General features: G+C 65.2%; 12 protein-coding genes. 6 read left to right on the top strand and 6 right to left on the bottom strand.

The window, feature by feature from the left end:
- The first annotated feature begins 39 nt into the window (after positions 1-39).
- The 3 genes from HV681_RS14195 (at position 40) to HV681_RS14185 (ending at position 2,755) form a co-directional block, all read left to right on the top strand.
- A complete protein-coding gene (locus HV681_RS14195) occupies positions 40-1,431 on the top strand; it encodes a sigma 54-interacting transcriptional regulator (RefSeq protein WP_175123671.1) in 1,392 nt (463 codons plus the stop codon).
- A gap of 117 nt (positions 1,432-1,548) precedes the next feature.
- Positions 1,549-2,253 carry a DUF2968 domain-containing protein gene (locus HV681_RS14190; RefSeq protein WP_175123670.1) on the top strand — a complete coding sequence of 235 codons (705 nt, stop codon included), beginning with the start codon at positions 1,549-1,551 and terminating at the stop codon, positions 2,251-2,253.
- A gap of 43 nt (positions 2,254-2,296) precedes the next feature.
- Entirely contained in the window at positions 2,297-2,755 is a 459-nt protein-coding gene (locus HV681_RS14185) for a DUF1178 family protein (RefSeq protein ID WP_175123669.1), read from the top strand.
- A gap of 102 nt (positions 2,756-2,857) precedes the next feature.
- Here HV681_RS14185 and efp read toward each other — a convergent pair whose 3' ends face one another.
- The 3 genes from efp to HV681_RS14170 form a co-directional block, all read right to left on the bottom strand.
- Complete coding sequence (gene efp, locus HV681_RS14180) at positions 2,858-3,418, bottom strand: elongation factor P (protein WP_006225610.1); 561 nt, start codon at positions 3,416-3,418, stop codon at positions 2,858-2,860.
- Positions 3,419-3,546: 128 nt separating this feature from the next.
- Entirely contained in the window at positions 3,547-4,659 is a 1,113-nt protein-coding gene (gene earP / locus HV681_RS14175; RefSeq protein ID WP_175123668.1) for an elongation factor P maturation arginine rhamnosyltransferase EarP, read from the bottom strand.
- A 7-nt stretch (positions 4,660-4,666) separates the two neighbouring features.
- The gene (locus HV681_RS14170) at positions 4,667-5,869 is read right to left on the bottom strand and encodes a DUF2863 family protein (RefSeq protein ID WP_175123667.1); all 1,203 of its coding nucleotides are present in this window, start codon (positions 5,867-5,869) and stop codon (positions 4,667-4,669) included.
- Positions 5,870-6,126: 257 nt separating this feature from the next.
- On the opposite strand from HV681_RS14170, the gene HV681_RS14165 reads away from it, so the two are divergent.
- The gene (locus HV681_RS14165; RefSeq protein WP_175123666.1) at positions 6,127-6,900 is read left to right on the top strand and encodes a DODA-type extradiol aromatic ring-opening family dioxygenase; all 774 of its coding nucleotides are present in this window, start codon (positions 6,127-6,129) and stop codon (positions 6,898-6,900) included.
- 153 nt (positions 6,901-7,053) lie between these two features.
- Here HV681_RS14165 and acnA read toward each other — a convergent pair whose 3' ends face one another.
- A complete protein-coding gene (gene acnA / locus HV681_RS14160; RefSeq protein WP_175123665.1) occupies positions 7,054-9,759 on the bottom strand; it encodes an aconitate hydratase AcnA in 2,706 nt (901 codons plus the stop codon).
- Positions 9,760-10,008: 249 nt separating this feature from the next.
- A complete protein-coding gene (locus HV681_RS14155) occupies positions 10,009-10,917 on the bottom strand; it encodes a LysR substrate-binding domain-containing protein (protein WP_175123664.1) in 909 nt (302 codons plus the stop codon).
- A 151-nt stretch (positions 10,918-11,068) separates the two neighbouring features.
- Here HV681_RS14155 and HV681_RS14150 point away from each other — a divergent pair, with 151 nt between their 5' ends.
- Together HV681_RS14150 and HV681_RS14145 are read left to right on the top strand one after the other, a co-directional pair.
- Positions 11,069-11,986, top strand: a complete 918-nt coding sequence (locus HV681_RS14150; protein ID WP_175123663.1) for a pirin family protein — start codon at positions 11,069-11,071, stop codon at positions 11,984-11,986.
- Positions 11,987-12,149: 163 nt separating this feature from the next.
- Positions 12,150-14,381 (top strand): TonB-dependent receptor, encoded by a 2,232-nt coding sequence (locus HV681_RS14145; RefSeq protein WP_175123662.1) that lies wholly within the window; start codon positions 12,150-12,152, stop codon positions 14,379-14,381.
- A 195-nt stretch (positions 14,382-14,576) separates the two neighbouring features.
- Here HV681_RS14145 and HV681_RS14140 read toward each other — a convergent pair whose 3' ends face one another.
- Positions 14,577-15,173 (bottom strand): transglycosylase SLT domain-containing protein, encoded by a 597-nt coding sequence (locus tag HV681_RS14140; RefSeq protein WP_056563184.1) that lies wholly within the window; start codon positions 15,171-15,173, stop codon positions 14,577-14,579.
- Positions 15,174-15,348: the final 175 nt, after the last annotated feature.

Below are 15,348 nucleotides of genomic sequence, written 5' to 3'. Positions count from 1 at the left end.
CCTGAATTCCATTTCCTTCCCTCCCGCATGGGCCAAGCGATGAGCGAGAATTTCGCGCGCGAAGATTTTGACGTGTACGTCTGGGAAGGCGCCTCCGACATCGCCAGCCGCGCCGAACGCTGTCTGGCCGGCATGGACGTGTCGCTGATCCGGGCCGACGCCGGCACGGCGTTCCCGCCGCCACGCGACGTGTCGCGGCGCGCGGTGGCGCTGGTGTCCGTGTCCGTGATGGGCGACAAGCGCTTCGGCGGCTACGACTGGCTGGCGGCGCAAGGCATGCCGGTCATCTGGGTGGCGGCGGAGGCGCGAGGGCGCGATCCGCGCTTCTACCCGCCGGAATACTCGTATACGCTGCCGCTGTCCTTTACCAGCGCGGACCTGCGCAAGTTGCTGACGGAATTGCTGGGCACGCTGAACCAGCTGGACCGCGCGGCGCCCCGGCGCGAGCAGCCGCTGATCGCCGTATCCGCGGCCATGCAGGACCTGCTGGCCGAAGCCGGGGTCTACGCGGACTGCCGCAGCAATGTGCTGATCCACGGCGAAACCGGCGTGGGCAAGGAGCGTATCGCGCGCCTGCTGCATGACGAGGCCGCATGGCGCGCGGGTCCGTTCGTGGCGGTCAATTGCGGCGCCATCCCCGAAGGCCTCTTCGAAGCGCATTTCTTTGGCCACGCGAAGGGCGCGTTCACGGGTGCAATCGGTGCGCACAAAGGGTATTTCGAGCAGGCGCACGGCGGCACGCTGTTCCTGGACGAGATCGGCGATCTGCCGCTGTACCAGCAGGTCAAGCTGTTGCGGGTGCTGGAACAGAACACGGTGACGCGGCTGGGTTCAACGGCGGAGGTGCCGGTGGACTTTCGTCTGGTTGCCGCCACCAACAAGGATCTTCGGATGCTGGTGGGGCAGGGCGAATTCCGCGCGGATCTGTATTACCGGCTGGCGGTCATCGAGCTGCGCATTCCCAATCTGGAGCAGCGCGGTCCGCACGAGAAGGCGGCGATCTTTCGCGCCTTGCTGCTGAGCCAGGGCGTGCAGGACGAGCCCCCGCCATGGCTGCTGGACCGCGTGGCGCGCACGCGTTACGAGGGCAACGTGCGCGAACTGTCCAACGTGGCCGAGCGCGTGGCCATCGTGCGGCGACAGTTCCAGGCCTGGGACCAGCCGCGCATCGAGCGCATCTTCGATCAATTGGCCGAACCGCTTCGGCTGGCCGGCACGGCGGCTGTGCGATTCGATCCCGCCAGCTTCACCGATGCCGAACGCGCCGAACGCGAACGCGTGCTCGCGGCGCTGGAAGCCAATGGCTGGCGCCGTCAGGACACCGCGCACACGCTCGGCATCAGCCGCAAGGTGCTATGGGAAAAGATGCGCAAGCTGCACTTGGGCGCCGCGCAGAACGAATCGGCCGACGGCCTTGCCGAGACGACTTGAACCCGCAATAGGGAATGGCCCGTACGGGGCCACAGTTTCGAAGCCGAATCAGACGAGCATTGCTCTGTCGGCAGAAATAAATTGATATAGTTCCGCAACCGTTTTTTTGGGGTGAATATGAACGTCCAATTTATCCGTGGCGCCACCCGCGTGGCGTTGTTGGGCTCGGTCCTGACAAGTCTGGCCGCTTGCGCCAGCGCGCAGCCGGAACCGCCCCGGCCCACGGTTAAACAGGTCGAGGACACGCAGGCCGCCTCCACGCCCGTGACACCGCCCGCGCCGCCGCCGGCTGCGCGTCCGGCCTCCACGGTGTCGGAGCTGCAAAGCCTGATCCAGAACCGCCAGGTGTCGGAGCTGCGCACGGCCTACAACGGCACCTACGGCGCCAGCCTGTTGTTCAAGCCCGACGACCTGACGTATTACGTCGCGTTGTTCCAGCAGAAGGACTTCTGGCGCGTGATCAAGACCAAGTCCGACAAGCAGGCCGAAGCCACGTATCGCGCGTTCGTCGCGCAGTCCGCCGAGCTCGCCGAAGTGGACATCAAGCGCATCAAGATGCAGGCCGAAAACGCGCATGCCGAAAAACTGCTGGCCAGCCGCAGCGCCGAACTGAGCGCGCTGCAAGCTGACCGCACCGTGCGGCTGCAGCAGGAAGAGCAGGTCGCGGCGCGTCAGCAGCAATCGCGCGAAGAAGCCACGGCGCTGGCCGGCCAGCAGAAGGACGTGCGCCAGCAACTGCGCGACCTGCAGCGTCAGATCGACGCCTTGCAGGCGCAACAGGCACAGGTCGGCAATCCGGCAGCGCAAACCCGGGCCAAGTAGCACGCCTTCTTGTACTCTGGGCGTTGCACCCCATATAGACGCCATGGCTCTGAAAGTTTTTGACCTCCAGTGCGACCACGACCACATCTTTGAAGGGTGGTTCGGGTCGCACGAAGACTACGACGCGCAGCAAGCGCGCGGCCTTGTCACGTGCCCCGTCTGCGGGTCGGCCACCATCACCAAGCGCCTGTCCGCTCCCCGTTTGAATGTCGCCCACCTGCACGCGCCCGCGGCCCAGCCGCTCGTGCCGGCCGGCGCGTCCGACGCGGAAAAGATGGCGGCCCTGCAGGCCGCCGTCATGCGCCAGGTTCGCGCGCTGGTGCGCAGCACCGAAAACGTCGGCCCCCGCTTCGCCGAAGAAGCGCGCCGCATCCACGAAGGCGACGCCGACGACCGCCCCATTCGCGGCACCGCCACGGTGGAAGAACGCGAAGCCCTGGCCGAGGACGGCATCGAAGTCATGGCGGTCCCGGATTTTCTGGACGACGAACGGCTGCAATAGGGCGTTGGGGTGTCTTGACCCCTTGCCACACCCTGCCAAAGTACCCTCCGCCGAAAAAAAAGCCAGACCGAAAATGGTCTGGCTTTTTTGCGCTGGGCCGGATCAGTTGTTGACGCGGCTGCGGTATTCGTTGGTGCGGGTGTCGATTTCGATCTTGTCGCCGATGGCGCAGAACAGCGGCACGTTCAGTTCGTAGCCGGTGTTGATCTTGGCCGGCTTGGTCACCTTGCCCGAGGTATCGCCACGGACGGCGGGTTCGGTGTAGGTGATTTCGCGCACGAGCGTGGTGGGCAGTTCAACCGAGATGGCGCGGCCGTCGTAGAAGACCACTTCCACGGGCATCGCTTCTTCCAGGTAGTTGAGCGCGTCGCCCATGCTTTCGGCTTCGATTTCGTACTGGTTGTACTCTTCGTCCATGAAGACGTACATCGGGTCGCCGAAGTAGGAATACGTGCATTCCTTGCGATCCAGTTGAACGACTTCGAACTTTTCGTCGGCCTTGTAAACCGATTCGCTGGCCGAGGCGGTCAAGAGGTTCTTGAACTTCAGCTTGACCACGGCGGCGTTACGGCCAGACTTGTTGTATTCGGCCTTCTGGACCACGAGGGGATCCTTGCCGACCATGACCACGTTTCCGACTCGCAATTCCTGAGCGGTTTTCATCGATAAAACTCCGGGGGTGATGGGTGCACTCGCCGTCGCTTGCATAAGCCGCGTGAGGCTTTGCACACCCCGGGAGGCGTCATAGTTGAGGCCCGACAGATTCAGGGCAACTCAGAAAACTCTCTATTCTAACGTTTCTTGGCCAACTCTGCGCAAAACGTGGCCAGATTTTCGGCCAGGCCGGGCAGGGCCGACTGGCTGGCGTTCCAGTCGCGGGCTGCGTCGGACCACGCGCGCCAGGCGTCGGGCGCCAGCGCGGCGGTGACGGCCGGGGCCGTCCGGCCGGGTTCGGACTCGTTCCAGGCGCGGATCAGCGCATGCGCCGTTTCGGGGGCCGGATAGCGCGCCAGCCAGGCTTCCAGCTTTTCAAGATGGACGTTTTCGTCCTGGGGATAGATCTGCCAGACCAGCGGCCGGGCGGCCCAGGCGGCCCGCACGAAGGAATCTTCGCCACGCACGAAATTGAGGTCCGCGCACCACAGCAGGCGGTCGTAATCGGGCTGAGTCAGAAAGGGCAACCGGACGACGCGCGGCGCGCCAGTCGACTGGCAGGCCGCTTCCAGCGCGGGCGCGACGCCCTGCGGCACCAGCAGCAGGGTGGGGCGCGCATCGGCCGTCAAGGCCTGGGCCAGTTCGGCCACCGCCGCCGACGGATAGCAAAACAGGGACACGGTGCGCGCGCCACTGCGCCGCAGCGCCAGCGCATCGTCCGGCACGCCGGCCGACCGCAGAAAGGCGTCCTGCATGTCCGCCGAGCCCTGCAGCGCTTCGCGCTCCACGGCCTGGGCCGGTTCGCGCAGCAGGCCGCCCGTGGCCGGCGTAAAGCCCGGAAAAAAGAAGTGCTTCACCAGGCCGTCCGGCCGCTGCGACGGCAGCCCGTGGCAGCTTTCGACCCACGCTTCGGCGCTCAGATATTCCAGGTTGATCCAGACGGGGTGGCTGCGGCGCATGGACGCGACGAAGGCCTCGGGCGGATCGCACGCGAACGCCTCGATCACGACGTCGCGCGCCTGCAGCGTGGCGTCCGGTGCATCGGACCAATGCACGATGTCGACGCCCGACAACTGCTGGCGCGCGGCGTCGGCCGAGATGCCGGGCTGGATGTGCGAGAAGCTGGCCAGATCGTCAACCCACAGGCGGACATCCCACTGGAAATCGCGCGCTAGCTGGCGCGCAAGACGCCAGCAGACGCCGATATCGCCGTAGTTGTCGACGACCCGGCAGAAAATGTCCGCTTGCATGGCTGGCCTAGTGGAACTGGGCGGGGGCGGCCTCGGCGTCCTCGGGCAGTTCGGCATGTACCAGTTCGCCCAGGGGATTCGGGAAGTAGGGCGCGCCGCAGTCCTCGCAGTACTCGGGCGGCAGCACGCCGGGGATGCGGCGAACGTCCGTGACCCCGTATTCCTTCAGCAGTGCCGCGATCTCGTCGACCACGTCGGGCTGGCCTTCGTCCATGACCAGGTCTTCCTCGCGGCCGTACAGCGGCCACACGCAGCCGTAATACACGTCGTTGCCGCTGCGCGCGGTAAAGCCGATGCGGTATTCGTCGATGCGGCCTTCGCCGCAGCCGGCCACCACGGCCCGGAGCTGCGAGGCTTCAAGGTTGACGGCGCCTTCCAGCCAGCTGACCGCCGCGCGCAGCGACAGCGGGCGCACCTGACGGTCGGCTTCGCGGTTGCTGACGTAGTAGGCGTCGGGCAGCAGGGCCTCGAAACCGCACCCCGGCAGCAGCGCGGCCAGCGTGGGCTGCGCTTGCGCGGCCCACTGCGCCAGGCAGGCATCACGGCTGGCGTCGGCATCGCCCAGCTTTTCCTGCCAGCGGAAGATCGGCTCGCCTTCGGGCACGGCGACCGTGCCGACGATGTAGCGCGTGTCGGCCAGCATGTTCGCGGTTTCGGTGTCGGTGTTCAGCGCCGGCTTGGTGGTCTCGGCGCCCAGCGCCTGCGAGCCCAGGCGTTGCAGCCATTGCCAGGTCTCGGAGAACGTGCGCGGCATCTGGTCCACGCTGACCAGCAGCGGCATCAACGTGGTGCGCGCATTGCTCGACAGGACATGCCCGTGAAGCTGGGCCAGCAGGGCTTGCTGCGCGCTGGCCGAAATGGGGCCGGTGGGAATGGCGTACCGGGTCCAGGCGACGATGGGCGCGACGATCAGCAGGATGTCGTAGCGAACGCCGTTTTTCTCGATCTTCATCGATTCGGACAGGGTTTCGGCCTGTTCGATCAGAACCTCGTAGGCGCCCACGTCGCTTTGGGCAAGGTGGTCCAGCGCCGCTTCGAGCGGGGCGTCCTGGCCAGCCTTGAGCAGCTTCGGGATCGCTTCGCCAAGCTGGGTCTCCCAGAAGACGTCTTCGACGCGGCTGCCCGAGCGGTTCAGCGCCTGGGCAAGCGCGACCAGCCGGGTAGCGTCACGGGTCATGCGGGGAGCGGATTGGCTGCGGGATCGGGCCATAACTTCGGGGAACGTCCATTCAGTGTGTAACGACGTAGTTTAACGCCCGGCACCCTCGGCGGGGTGACGGCCCATTGCGCGCCGGCCTGACTGACCCCGCCGCCGTTCGGTAGGGGCGTGACTACGGCGGAATTCTCAAGCGCGCGCGGTCTTCATTGATGCTTATCGGGCAACAGATTATCCCGAGACCGGGGGTTTATTGCTCGTTTGAATCGGCCGACAATGACGGCATCGTTATTGTTTCTGGAGGCACAGCCATGCGTTGGCCTACGCTTTTCGTATCCCACGGTTCTCCCATGCTCGCCGTCGAGCCCGGCCGCACCGGCCCCGCACTAGCGGACTGGAGCGCCGCGCAGGGCCGCAAGCCGCGCGGCATCCTGGTCGTTTCGCCGCACTGGATGGGCGAGGGGCTGGCGCTCTCGACCCGCGATCAGCAGGTCGCCTGGCACGACTTCGGCGGCTTCCCGCAGGAGCTTTACGCGCTGCAGTACGCCGCGCCCGGGTCGCCCGAACTGGCCGCGCGCGTGCAGGCGCTGCTGGCCGAATCGGGCATCGCCGCCGATCGTGATCCCCGGCGCCCGTTGGACCACGGGGCCTGGGTGCCGCTGCGCTATCTGTACCCGGATGTGGACGTGCCGGTTGTGCAACTGTCACTGGACATGGGGCGCGACGCGGCGGGACAGATGGAACTGGGCCGCGCGCTGGCGCGCCTGCGCGACGAAGACATCCTGATCATCGGTTCGGGGTCGCTGACGCACAACCTGCGCCACGTCCGCATGCCGCAGAACGCGCCGGCGGCCGAGTACGTGCCGGGCTTTCAGGCGTGGTACGCGGACAAGCTGGCGCATCACGACGTGCCTGCGCTGCTGGATTGGCAGGCGCAGGCGCCTGGCGCGATGCAGGCGCATCCGCATGACGATCATCTGATGCCGCTGTATGTGGCATTGGGCGCGGGCGGCACGAAGGCGCGGCGGCTGAATGACGAAGTGTCGTACGCGGCGTTGGCGATGGACGCCTATCAGTTTGATTAAGCCCGCGCCATTACCTGGTGTCTGACACCCGTTGAGAAACGGCGGCAAGCCGAAGATATCTCTGGAGGGTGTCAGACACCTCTGCTGCCCATGAAAAACGCCCCGGAACCGCAAGGTCCCGGGGCGTTCTTACTGAGCTGCGACCGTTGACGATCAGGCAGCAAGCAGTTGGCGCAGCACGAACGGCAGGATCCCGCCGTGCTGGTAATAATCGACCTCAATCGGGGTGTCGATACGCAGCAGCACGGTCACGTCCTGCTTCGAACCGTCCTTGCGCGTGATCGTCAACGTCACGTCCTGCATCGGCTTGATGCCGTTTTCCAGGCCCGAGATGTCGTACGTTTCTTCGCCGGTGATTCCCAGCGACTGCACGCTGTCGTTGCCCTTGAACTGCAGGGGCAGCACGCCCATGCCCACCAGGTTGCTGCGGTGGATGCGCTCGAAGCTGCGCGTGATGACCGCCTTGACGCCGAGCAGCTGGGTGCCCTTGGCGGCCCAGTCGCGCGACGAGCCGGTGCCGTATTCTTCGCCGCCGAACACCACGGTGGGCGTGCCGGCCGCGACGTACTTCATGGCGGCGTCGTAGATCGACATCTGTTCGCCGGTGGGCTGGAACAGGGTTTCGCCGCCTTCGAAGCGGCTGCCGTCCGGCAGCGCGGGAATCATGAGGTTCTTGATGCGCACGTTGGCGAAGGTGCCGCGCATCATGATTTCATGGTTGCCGCGGCGCGAACCGTAGCTGTTGAAGTCGGCCTTCATGACGCCGTTTTCCTTCAGCCACTTGCCGGCGGGCGAGCTTTCCTTGATGGAGCCGGCGGGCGAGATGTGGTCGGTGGTGACCGAGTCGCCGAAGACGCCCAGCGCGCGCGCGCCCTTGACCGTGGGCATCGCGCCCGGCGTCATGCCGAAACCTTCGAAGAAGGGCGGTTCGGCGATGTACGTGGAGTCGGGCCAGTTGTAGGTATCACCCGTGACGCCCTTGATGTTTTCCCACAGCTTGCCGGGGTTGCTCTTGACCTGGCCGTAGTTGGCCTCGAAGGCCTCGGGGTCCAGCGCGTACTTCAGCAGCGCGTCGATTTCCTCGGTGGTCGGCCAGATGTTGCCCAGCCACACGTCGCCATTCTTGCCGCGGCCGACGGGCTCGGTCATCAGGTCGCGCGTGACGGTGCCGGCCAGGGCGTAGGCCACGACCAGCGGCGGCGAAGCCAGGAAGTTGGCCTTGATGTTTGGGTGGATGCGCGCCTCGAAGTTGCGGTTGCCCGAGAGCACTGCCGAGCAAACGAGGTCGTTGCTGGTGATGGCTTCGTTCAGGTCAGCCGTTAGGTCGCCGGCGTTGCCGATGCAGGTCGTGCAGCCGTAGGCCGCCACGTCGAAGCCCAGCTTTTCCAGGTAGGGCAAGAGGCCCGTCTTGGTCAGGTATTCGGTGACCACGCGCGATCCGGGGGCCAGCGAGGTCTTGATGTGCTTGGGCACTGTCAGGCCGGCTTCCACGGCCTTCTTGGCCAACAGGCCCGCCGCCAGCAGCACGCTGGGGTTGGACGTGTTGGTGCAGGACGTGATGGCGGCGATCAGGATGTCGCCGTTCTTGACCTTGGTGCCGGTGCTGGTGGTGAAGGTCTGATCCAGCTTTTCGGCGGGCTGGTTGAAGCCGTTTTCGGCGACCGGCTTGGAGAACAGGTCGATGAACGTGTTCTTGACGTTGCCGATCTCGATGCGGTCCTGCGGACGCTTGGGGCCAGCCAGCGACGGGGCGACGGTGGACAGGTCCAGCGTCAGCAGCTTGGTGAAATTGATGTCCTGGGCTGCGGGAACGCCGAACATCTTCTGCGCCTTGAAATAGGCCTCGAAGGCAGCGATTTCCTCTTCGGTGCGGCCGGTGCCGCGGAAGTAGTCGATGGTGCGTTCGTCGACCGGGAAGAAGCCCATGGTGGCGCCGTACTCGGGCGCCATGTTGCCGATGGTGGCGCGTTCGGCCACGGTCAGGCTGGCGGTGCCTTCGCCGCAGAATTCGACGAACTTGCCCACCACCTTTTCACGGCGCAGCATTTCGGTGATGGTCAGCACCAGGTCGGTGGCAGTGACGCCGCCGCGCAGTTGGCCCTTGAGCTCGACACCCACCACATCGGGCGTCAGGAAGTACACGGGCTGGCCCAGCATGCCGGCTTCGGCTTCGATGCCGCCCACGCCCCAGCCGACCACGCCGATGCCGTTGATCATGGTGGTGTGGCTGTCGGTGCCCACCAGCGAATCGGGGTAGAAGACGTTGTTCTTCTTGTCCTGGTGCACACCGCGCGCCAGGTATTCCAGGTTGACCTGGTGGACGATGCCGAAGCCCGGCGGCACGACGCCGAAGGTGTCGAACGCCTGCATGCCCCACTTCATGAACTGGTAGCGCTCCTGGTTGCGCTTGAACTCCAGCTTCATGTTCAGGTCCAGCGCGTTCTTGGTGCCGAAGTAGTCGATCATGACCGAGTGGTCCACCACCAGGTCCACGGGCACCAGGGGTTCGATGCTCTTGGGACTCTTGCCCATCTTGTCGGCAACCGAGCGCATGGCCGCGATGTCGGCCAACAGCGGCACACCGGTGAAGTCCTGCAGCACGACCCGGGCGACCACAAAGGGAATTTCGTCTTCGCGCTTGGCGTTGGCCTGCCAGTTGGCGAGCTGCCGCACGTGTTCTTCGGTGACTTTCTTGCCATCGCAGTTGCGCAGCACGGATTCCAGCACGATGCGGATGGAGACCGGCAGCCGCTGCACGTCGATGCCGAGCGATTTGCCCAGCGCCGGCAGCGAGTAGAACTGACAGGACTTGTTGCCGATCTTGAAATTCTTGAGTGTGTCTAGGGTGTTGTGCGGCATGATGGACTCCGTGGTTTTGCCCAGGCTGAAGGCGGCATTTTCAGGCGTTTCGGCAGGTTTGTCATTGTCTCTTGGACAAGTTTGCCGAGGGTCTATATCTTGGTTTATGTCTTATATCTTATATAAGACTTGGGCGACGCGTCAAAGTTCCGGCCCTTTATCGACCCAGACCGGTCCGGATTCGGCGAAACCCTTACTTTGGCGGACGCGCGCCAAGCCTGCAAGACCCTGCGCGCGCAAGAATGGCCCTTAGATCAGGCGCGCCGGCAGCTCCGCCGCCACGTATTCAAGAAATCGTTTCAACGCCAGCGGCTCGCCGCAGCGCGCGGGCATGACGGCGTAGATTCGCGCGGGCGCCGCCGACCAGCTGGGCAGGATATGCGCCAGACCGCCTTGGTCGAGTTCAGGGCCGCACAGATAGCGCGGGACCAGCGCCACGCCCAGCCCCGCGCCGGCCATTGCGCGCAGCGTGTCCATATTGCTGCTCAGGCTGCGCGGCTGGAACTCCACCGATTCCATCTCGCCCGCTGGCCCGGTCAGCCGCCAGGTGTGCGGGCCGTCCTGCGTGCCGTGGGCCAGCAGGGGCAGGGCGGCCAGATCGCGCGGGTGGCGCGGTGCGGATCTGGCCATCGCAGGGCTGCACACCAGCGCCAGCGGCACAGGGGCAATTTCCAGCGCATTGAGCTTGGCATCCGTCAGCGAAGACGCCTGGGCGCGGAACGCCAGGTCGTAGCCTTCACCGACCAGATCGATGATCTGGTCGCGGGTATCCAGCAGCACCCGCACGCGCGGATGGTCCGCGCAGAAGCGGGCGACCAGCCCGCCCAACACCCGCGTCGCGAGCGGCGCCGGCGCGGTGATGCGCAGCATGCCGGCTGGCGCATCGCCCATCGACGCAGCCAGATCGAAGACGCTGCGCGCTTCGCGGGCCAGCGCCTGGGCGTGGGCATGTATCTGTTCGCCCATCGGCGTCAGCGACACACGGCGCGTATTGCGTTGAAGCAGCCGCACGCCCAGGCGCGCTTCAAGCTCCGCAACCCGGCGGCTGAGCTTGGAACGTTGCATATTCAACACACGTGCGGCCGCCGAGAAGCCACCTTTTTCGACTACTTCGCTGAAAAGCAGCAGGTCTTCAAGGCGATGAACGTAGTTAGGCATACAGCGTTTTAATAGGAGAAATTCGAAAATTTGGTGGCATTGTCCTGACGGCCGGGACAATTATTCCTGAAATTGGCCCCTACTGTCCGGCGGGCCGACCTCATAAGCTGTCGCCGCAATACATGTTCAGCAAACAGCAAGGCAGCACTTTTTGACTCTTCATCTCAGCGCCGTCATCGCCGGATCCAGCCGCTACCTGGGCGACGCCTGCACCATCCGTCAGTTCCGCCATACCGATTTTTCGGGGTGCATGTCGCCCGTGGTGCTGGTGGACCACTTCGTCATGACGGGTCCCACGTTTGAGCCACATACGCACGCCGGCGTCAGCGCCGCGACGCTGCTGCTGGAAGACAGCACGGGCGTCATGCAGAGCCTGGAAGGCATCGAGAACAATCGCGAAATCCGCGCGGGCGACCTGCAGTGGACACAAGCCGGGCGAGGCATCGTGCACGCGCAGCGGCCGGCGGGCGACGCCACGCTGCACGGACTGCAGATCTTCATCGACCACCCGGCGCATCTGAAGTCCCTGCCGCCGTCTACGTCGTTGCTGCGCGCTGCGGACATGCCGGTCATCCAGACCCCCTCGGGCAAGGTGCGCGTGGTGGCGGGCAGCTATGCCGGTCTTGAATCGCCCTTGTGCACGCCCGAACCGCTGCTGATCCTGGACGGCTGGCTGCGGCCGGGCGCGACGACGCTCCTGCCCATGCCACCTGGCTGGAATGCCTGGTTCTATGCGGTGCAGGGCGACCTGGGCGTGCGCGCCCGGCACCGCAGCAAGGGCGGGCCGCCACTGCCCAAGGTGGCGGGGGGCGATCCGGACTTTGCGGTGTTGCCCGCCGGTTCCGCCGCTGCCGCCAGCGCCACGCCGGATGGTGAAGAAGGGGTGCTGCTGCTGATGGCGGGCAAGGTGCCCGTTCATTTTGTGCTGGTGGCCGGCCCCGCCGTCGTGGCGGCGTCGGAGCAGGGCGCCGGCATCACGCCGGCTGCCGATGCGGCCCTAGCCGAGGCGCTGACGGCATACGACGCCGTGGAGAGCCCGGCGACGGAAGATGCATTGAGCATCTGCTGAATCAGGACGGAATCTGTTGTTCAGCCGCAACGTTGGACACGGATTCTTCTTGAGGGACGCAATGAGAACGATTCTCTTTTGGTAACATCTAGCGCGTCAGATCTCTCAAGCGGATCTCCCCACCGCACCGCGGAGCTTGTTTCCGCACCACCAGCGTCCCCCTATGAAAATCAGAACTCTCGCTTGCATGGCCGCCGCGCTGCCGTGCTTTGGCGCCGTCCACGCCCAGACCGCGCCCCAGACAGCCCCCCAGACGACCCAGCCCGCCACGACCAGCGGTCCCGTGACCTCGATGGACGCCATCCGGGTCGAGGCGAGCGCTGACGCGTCCGCCGGCGGCCTGTCGGCGCCGTTCGCGGGCGGCCAGGTGGCCCGCGGCGGCCGTGTCGGCATCCTCGGCACCGAGGATTTCATGAACACGCCGTTCAGCGTGACCAGCTACACGAATGAGCTGATCCAGGATCGTCAGGCGAAGAGCGTGGGCGATGTGCTGCAGAACGACTCGGGCGTGCGCGTGGCGCGCGGCTTCGGCAATTTCCAGGAGTCGTACTTCATTCGCGGCTTCATCCTGAGCTCGGATGATGTGGCCTACAACGGCCTCTACAGCCTGCTTCCCCGCCAATACATTGCCACCGAACTGTTCGAGCGCGTGGAAGTGCTCCGCGGCGCAACCGCCTTCCTGACGGGCGCGACGCCCGGCGGCGGCGGCATCGGCGGCGTGATCAACCTGGTGCCCAAGCGCGCGCCGAACGAACCGCTGACGCGCGTCACCACGGGCGTTTCCAGCGGCGGCCAATTCCAGCTTTCCACCGACATCGCGCGCCGCTTCGGCCCGGATGACAGTACCGGCATCCGCCTGAACGCCGCACAACGCAGCGGCGACACGGCGATCGATGACGAACACAGCCGCACCAGCGTCGTTTCGCTGGGCCTGGACTGGCGGTCGGCCGACACGCGCCTGTCCGCCGACATCGGCTGGCAGGAAAACAAGCTCAAGCGTCCGCGTCCCAACGTGACGCTGGGCGCCGGGGTCACGACCGTGCCCGATGCACCGGACGCCAGCTCGAACTATGCGCAGCCGTGGACCTATTCCAACGAGCGCGACGTCTTCGGCACGTTGCGCGCCGAACATGACTTCAGCGACAAGCTGACCGCGTACGGCGCGTTCGGCATGCGCCGTAGCGACGAAGCCAATTCGCTGGGCAACATCACGCTCACCAATGGCAGCACCGGCGCCGGCAATTTCTACCGCTTCGACAACACCCGCGAAGACAGCGTCAACACGGGAGAAATCGGCCTGCGCGGCAAGTTGCGCACCGGTCCCGTGGGTCACGAATTCGTCGTGTCGGCCTCGTGGTTCGATCTGAAGAAGAAGAACGCGTACGTGATGGACTTCCGCAACACGTTCCCCACGAACATCTACGATCCCATCTCGTACGACAAGCCTGCATTCAGTGCCGGCGCGCTGCGCGGCAACGATCTGGACAACCCCGCGTTGCAAGGCCGTACCCGCCTGAGCAGCTATGCCATCGGCGACACGATGTCCTTCCTTGACGACAAGGTGCTGTTCACCGCCGGCATTCGTCATCAGCGCATGTCGCAACGTGACTACGCCTACAACACCGGCGCGGAAAGCGGCGCCTACGACGCCAGCCACAATTCGCCGGCCTTCGGTCTGGTGTTCAAGGTGGCGCCGAGCGTTTCGCTGTATGCCAACTACATCGAAGCCTTGGTTGCCGGCCCGACCGCGCCCGCAACCGCTGGCGGCCGTCCGGTGCCGAACGTGGGCCAGAGCCTGCCGCCCTTCGTGTCCAAGCAGAAGGAAGTGGGCGTGAAGTATGAAGGCGAGAGCCTCGGTGGCGGCCTGGCGTTCTTCTCGACCGACAAGCCGCGCGCGGCCTACAACGCCAGCAACGAGCTGACCAATTCGGGCAAGGACCGCCACCAAGGCGTCGAACTGACCGTCTTCGGCGAGCCCGTGCGCAGCGTTCGTCTCCTGGGCGGCCTGACCTGGCTGGATGCCAAGCAGGTCAAGACCGGCACCGCCTCGCTGAACGGCAACCGCGTGATCGGCGTGCCGCGCTTCCAGGCCAACATGGGCGTGGAATGGGACATCCCGGGCGTGGAAGGCCTGGCCATCGATGGCCGCGTGGTCTACACCGGCTCGTCGTATGCCGATGACGCCAACACGCTCAAGGTTCCCGGCTGGACGCGCTTTGACGCCGGCCTGCGCTACATGATGGACGTCGACGGCCACGTCGTGACGCTGCGCGCCCGCGTCGACAACATCGCCAATCGCAACTACTGGTCGTCGGTGGGCGGTTACCCGGGCAACGGCTACCTCGTCCTGGGCGGCCCGCGCACGTTCTCGCTGTCGGCGAGCATGGACTTCTGATCGCTGCGGGCTGATGCCCGTACATGAAAAATCCCCCGAATGCCTTGCGGCGCGGGGGATTTTTTTGGCCTGTCGCCGCATAGGTGCACAACGGTGTCTGACACCCTCGGCACAACGGTGTCTGACACCCTCGGGAGACGATCCTCAGCCTGTACCGCCGTCTCTGCGGGTGTCAGACACTCGACAGGCGACGCCTTACCAGAACCATCCGCCCCGCGACAGGCTCGACTCGCAGCTCTTGTACTGCGCGGTAAATTTCTCGGCGCGCGCCTGCACTTTCTGCGACACGGTCTTCAACCACGCCTTACGGTCATAACTACGGTTGCGGTATCCGGTCCAGCCTTCGTGATAGTTCAGGTACTGCCCATACGCATCCCACTTAGAGATCCCGTTGATGCGCTGCGTCTTGCTCATGTACCAGCCCATGAAGTCGAGCGCGTCGGCAAAATTGTCCCGGCTGGACGTCCAGCCGCCCGCTTCGCGCTTGTAGTCGGCCCAGGTTTCGTCCTTGGCCTGCGCATACCCATAGGCGGAACTGACGCGGCCCCACGGGATGAAGCCCAGAAAGTAATAGCGCGGCGGCAAAGCGTCGTGCTTGAAGGACGACTCCTGGTACATCATCGCGATGGGCACCGGCACCGGGGCGCCCCATTTCTTCTGCACGTCCAGCGCCGCGTCGTGCCATTCCGGTTTCTCTCGGAAGATGGCGCAGATGTTGTCGGGATTCGAGGGCGGCGCGGTGGCGCAGCCGGCTAGCGTCAGCAACAGCGTCGGCGGCAATAGCCGGATCATTGGCAGGCTTCCTCCAGGAAAAATGCGCCGGGGCTTCCCCGGCGTTGGCGGCCGACGTCTCACCGGCATGCCTGGATTGTATTGAAACGTTTCGTTATACAGGCTGCGCGCCGATCCGAATTGCCCGGATAAGGGCAAAAAAAACGGCCCCGGGCGATTGCACGGGGCCGTTGTT

Origin of the sequence: Achromobacter animicus (assembly GCF_902859585.1) — a bacterium.
GTDB lineage: Bacteria > Pseudomonadota > Gammaproteobacteria > Burkholderiales > Burkholderiaceae_B > Achromobacter > Achromobacter animicus.
The sequence above is the reverse complement of the archived record's forward strand: the minus strand, read 5'-3'. Positions and strand labels throughout refer to the sequence as shown.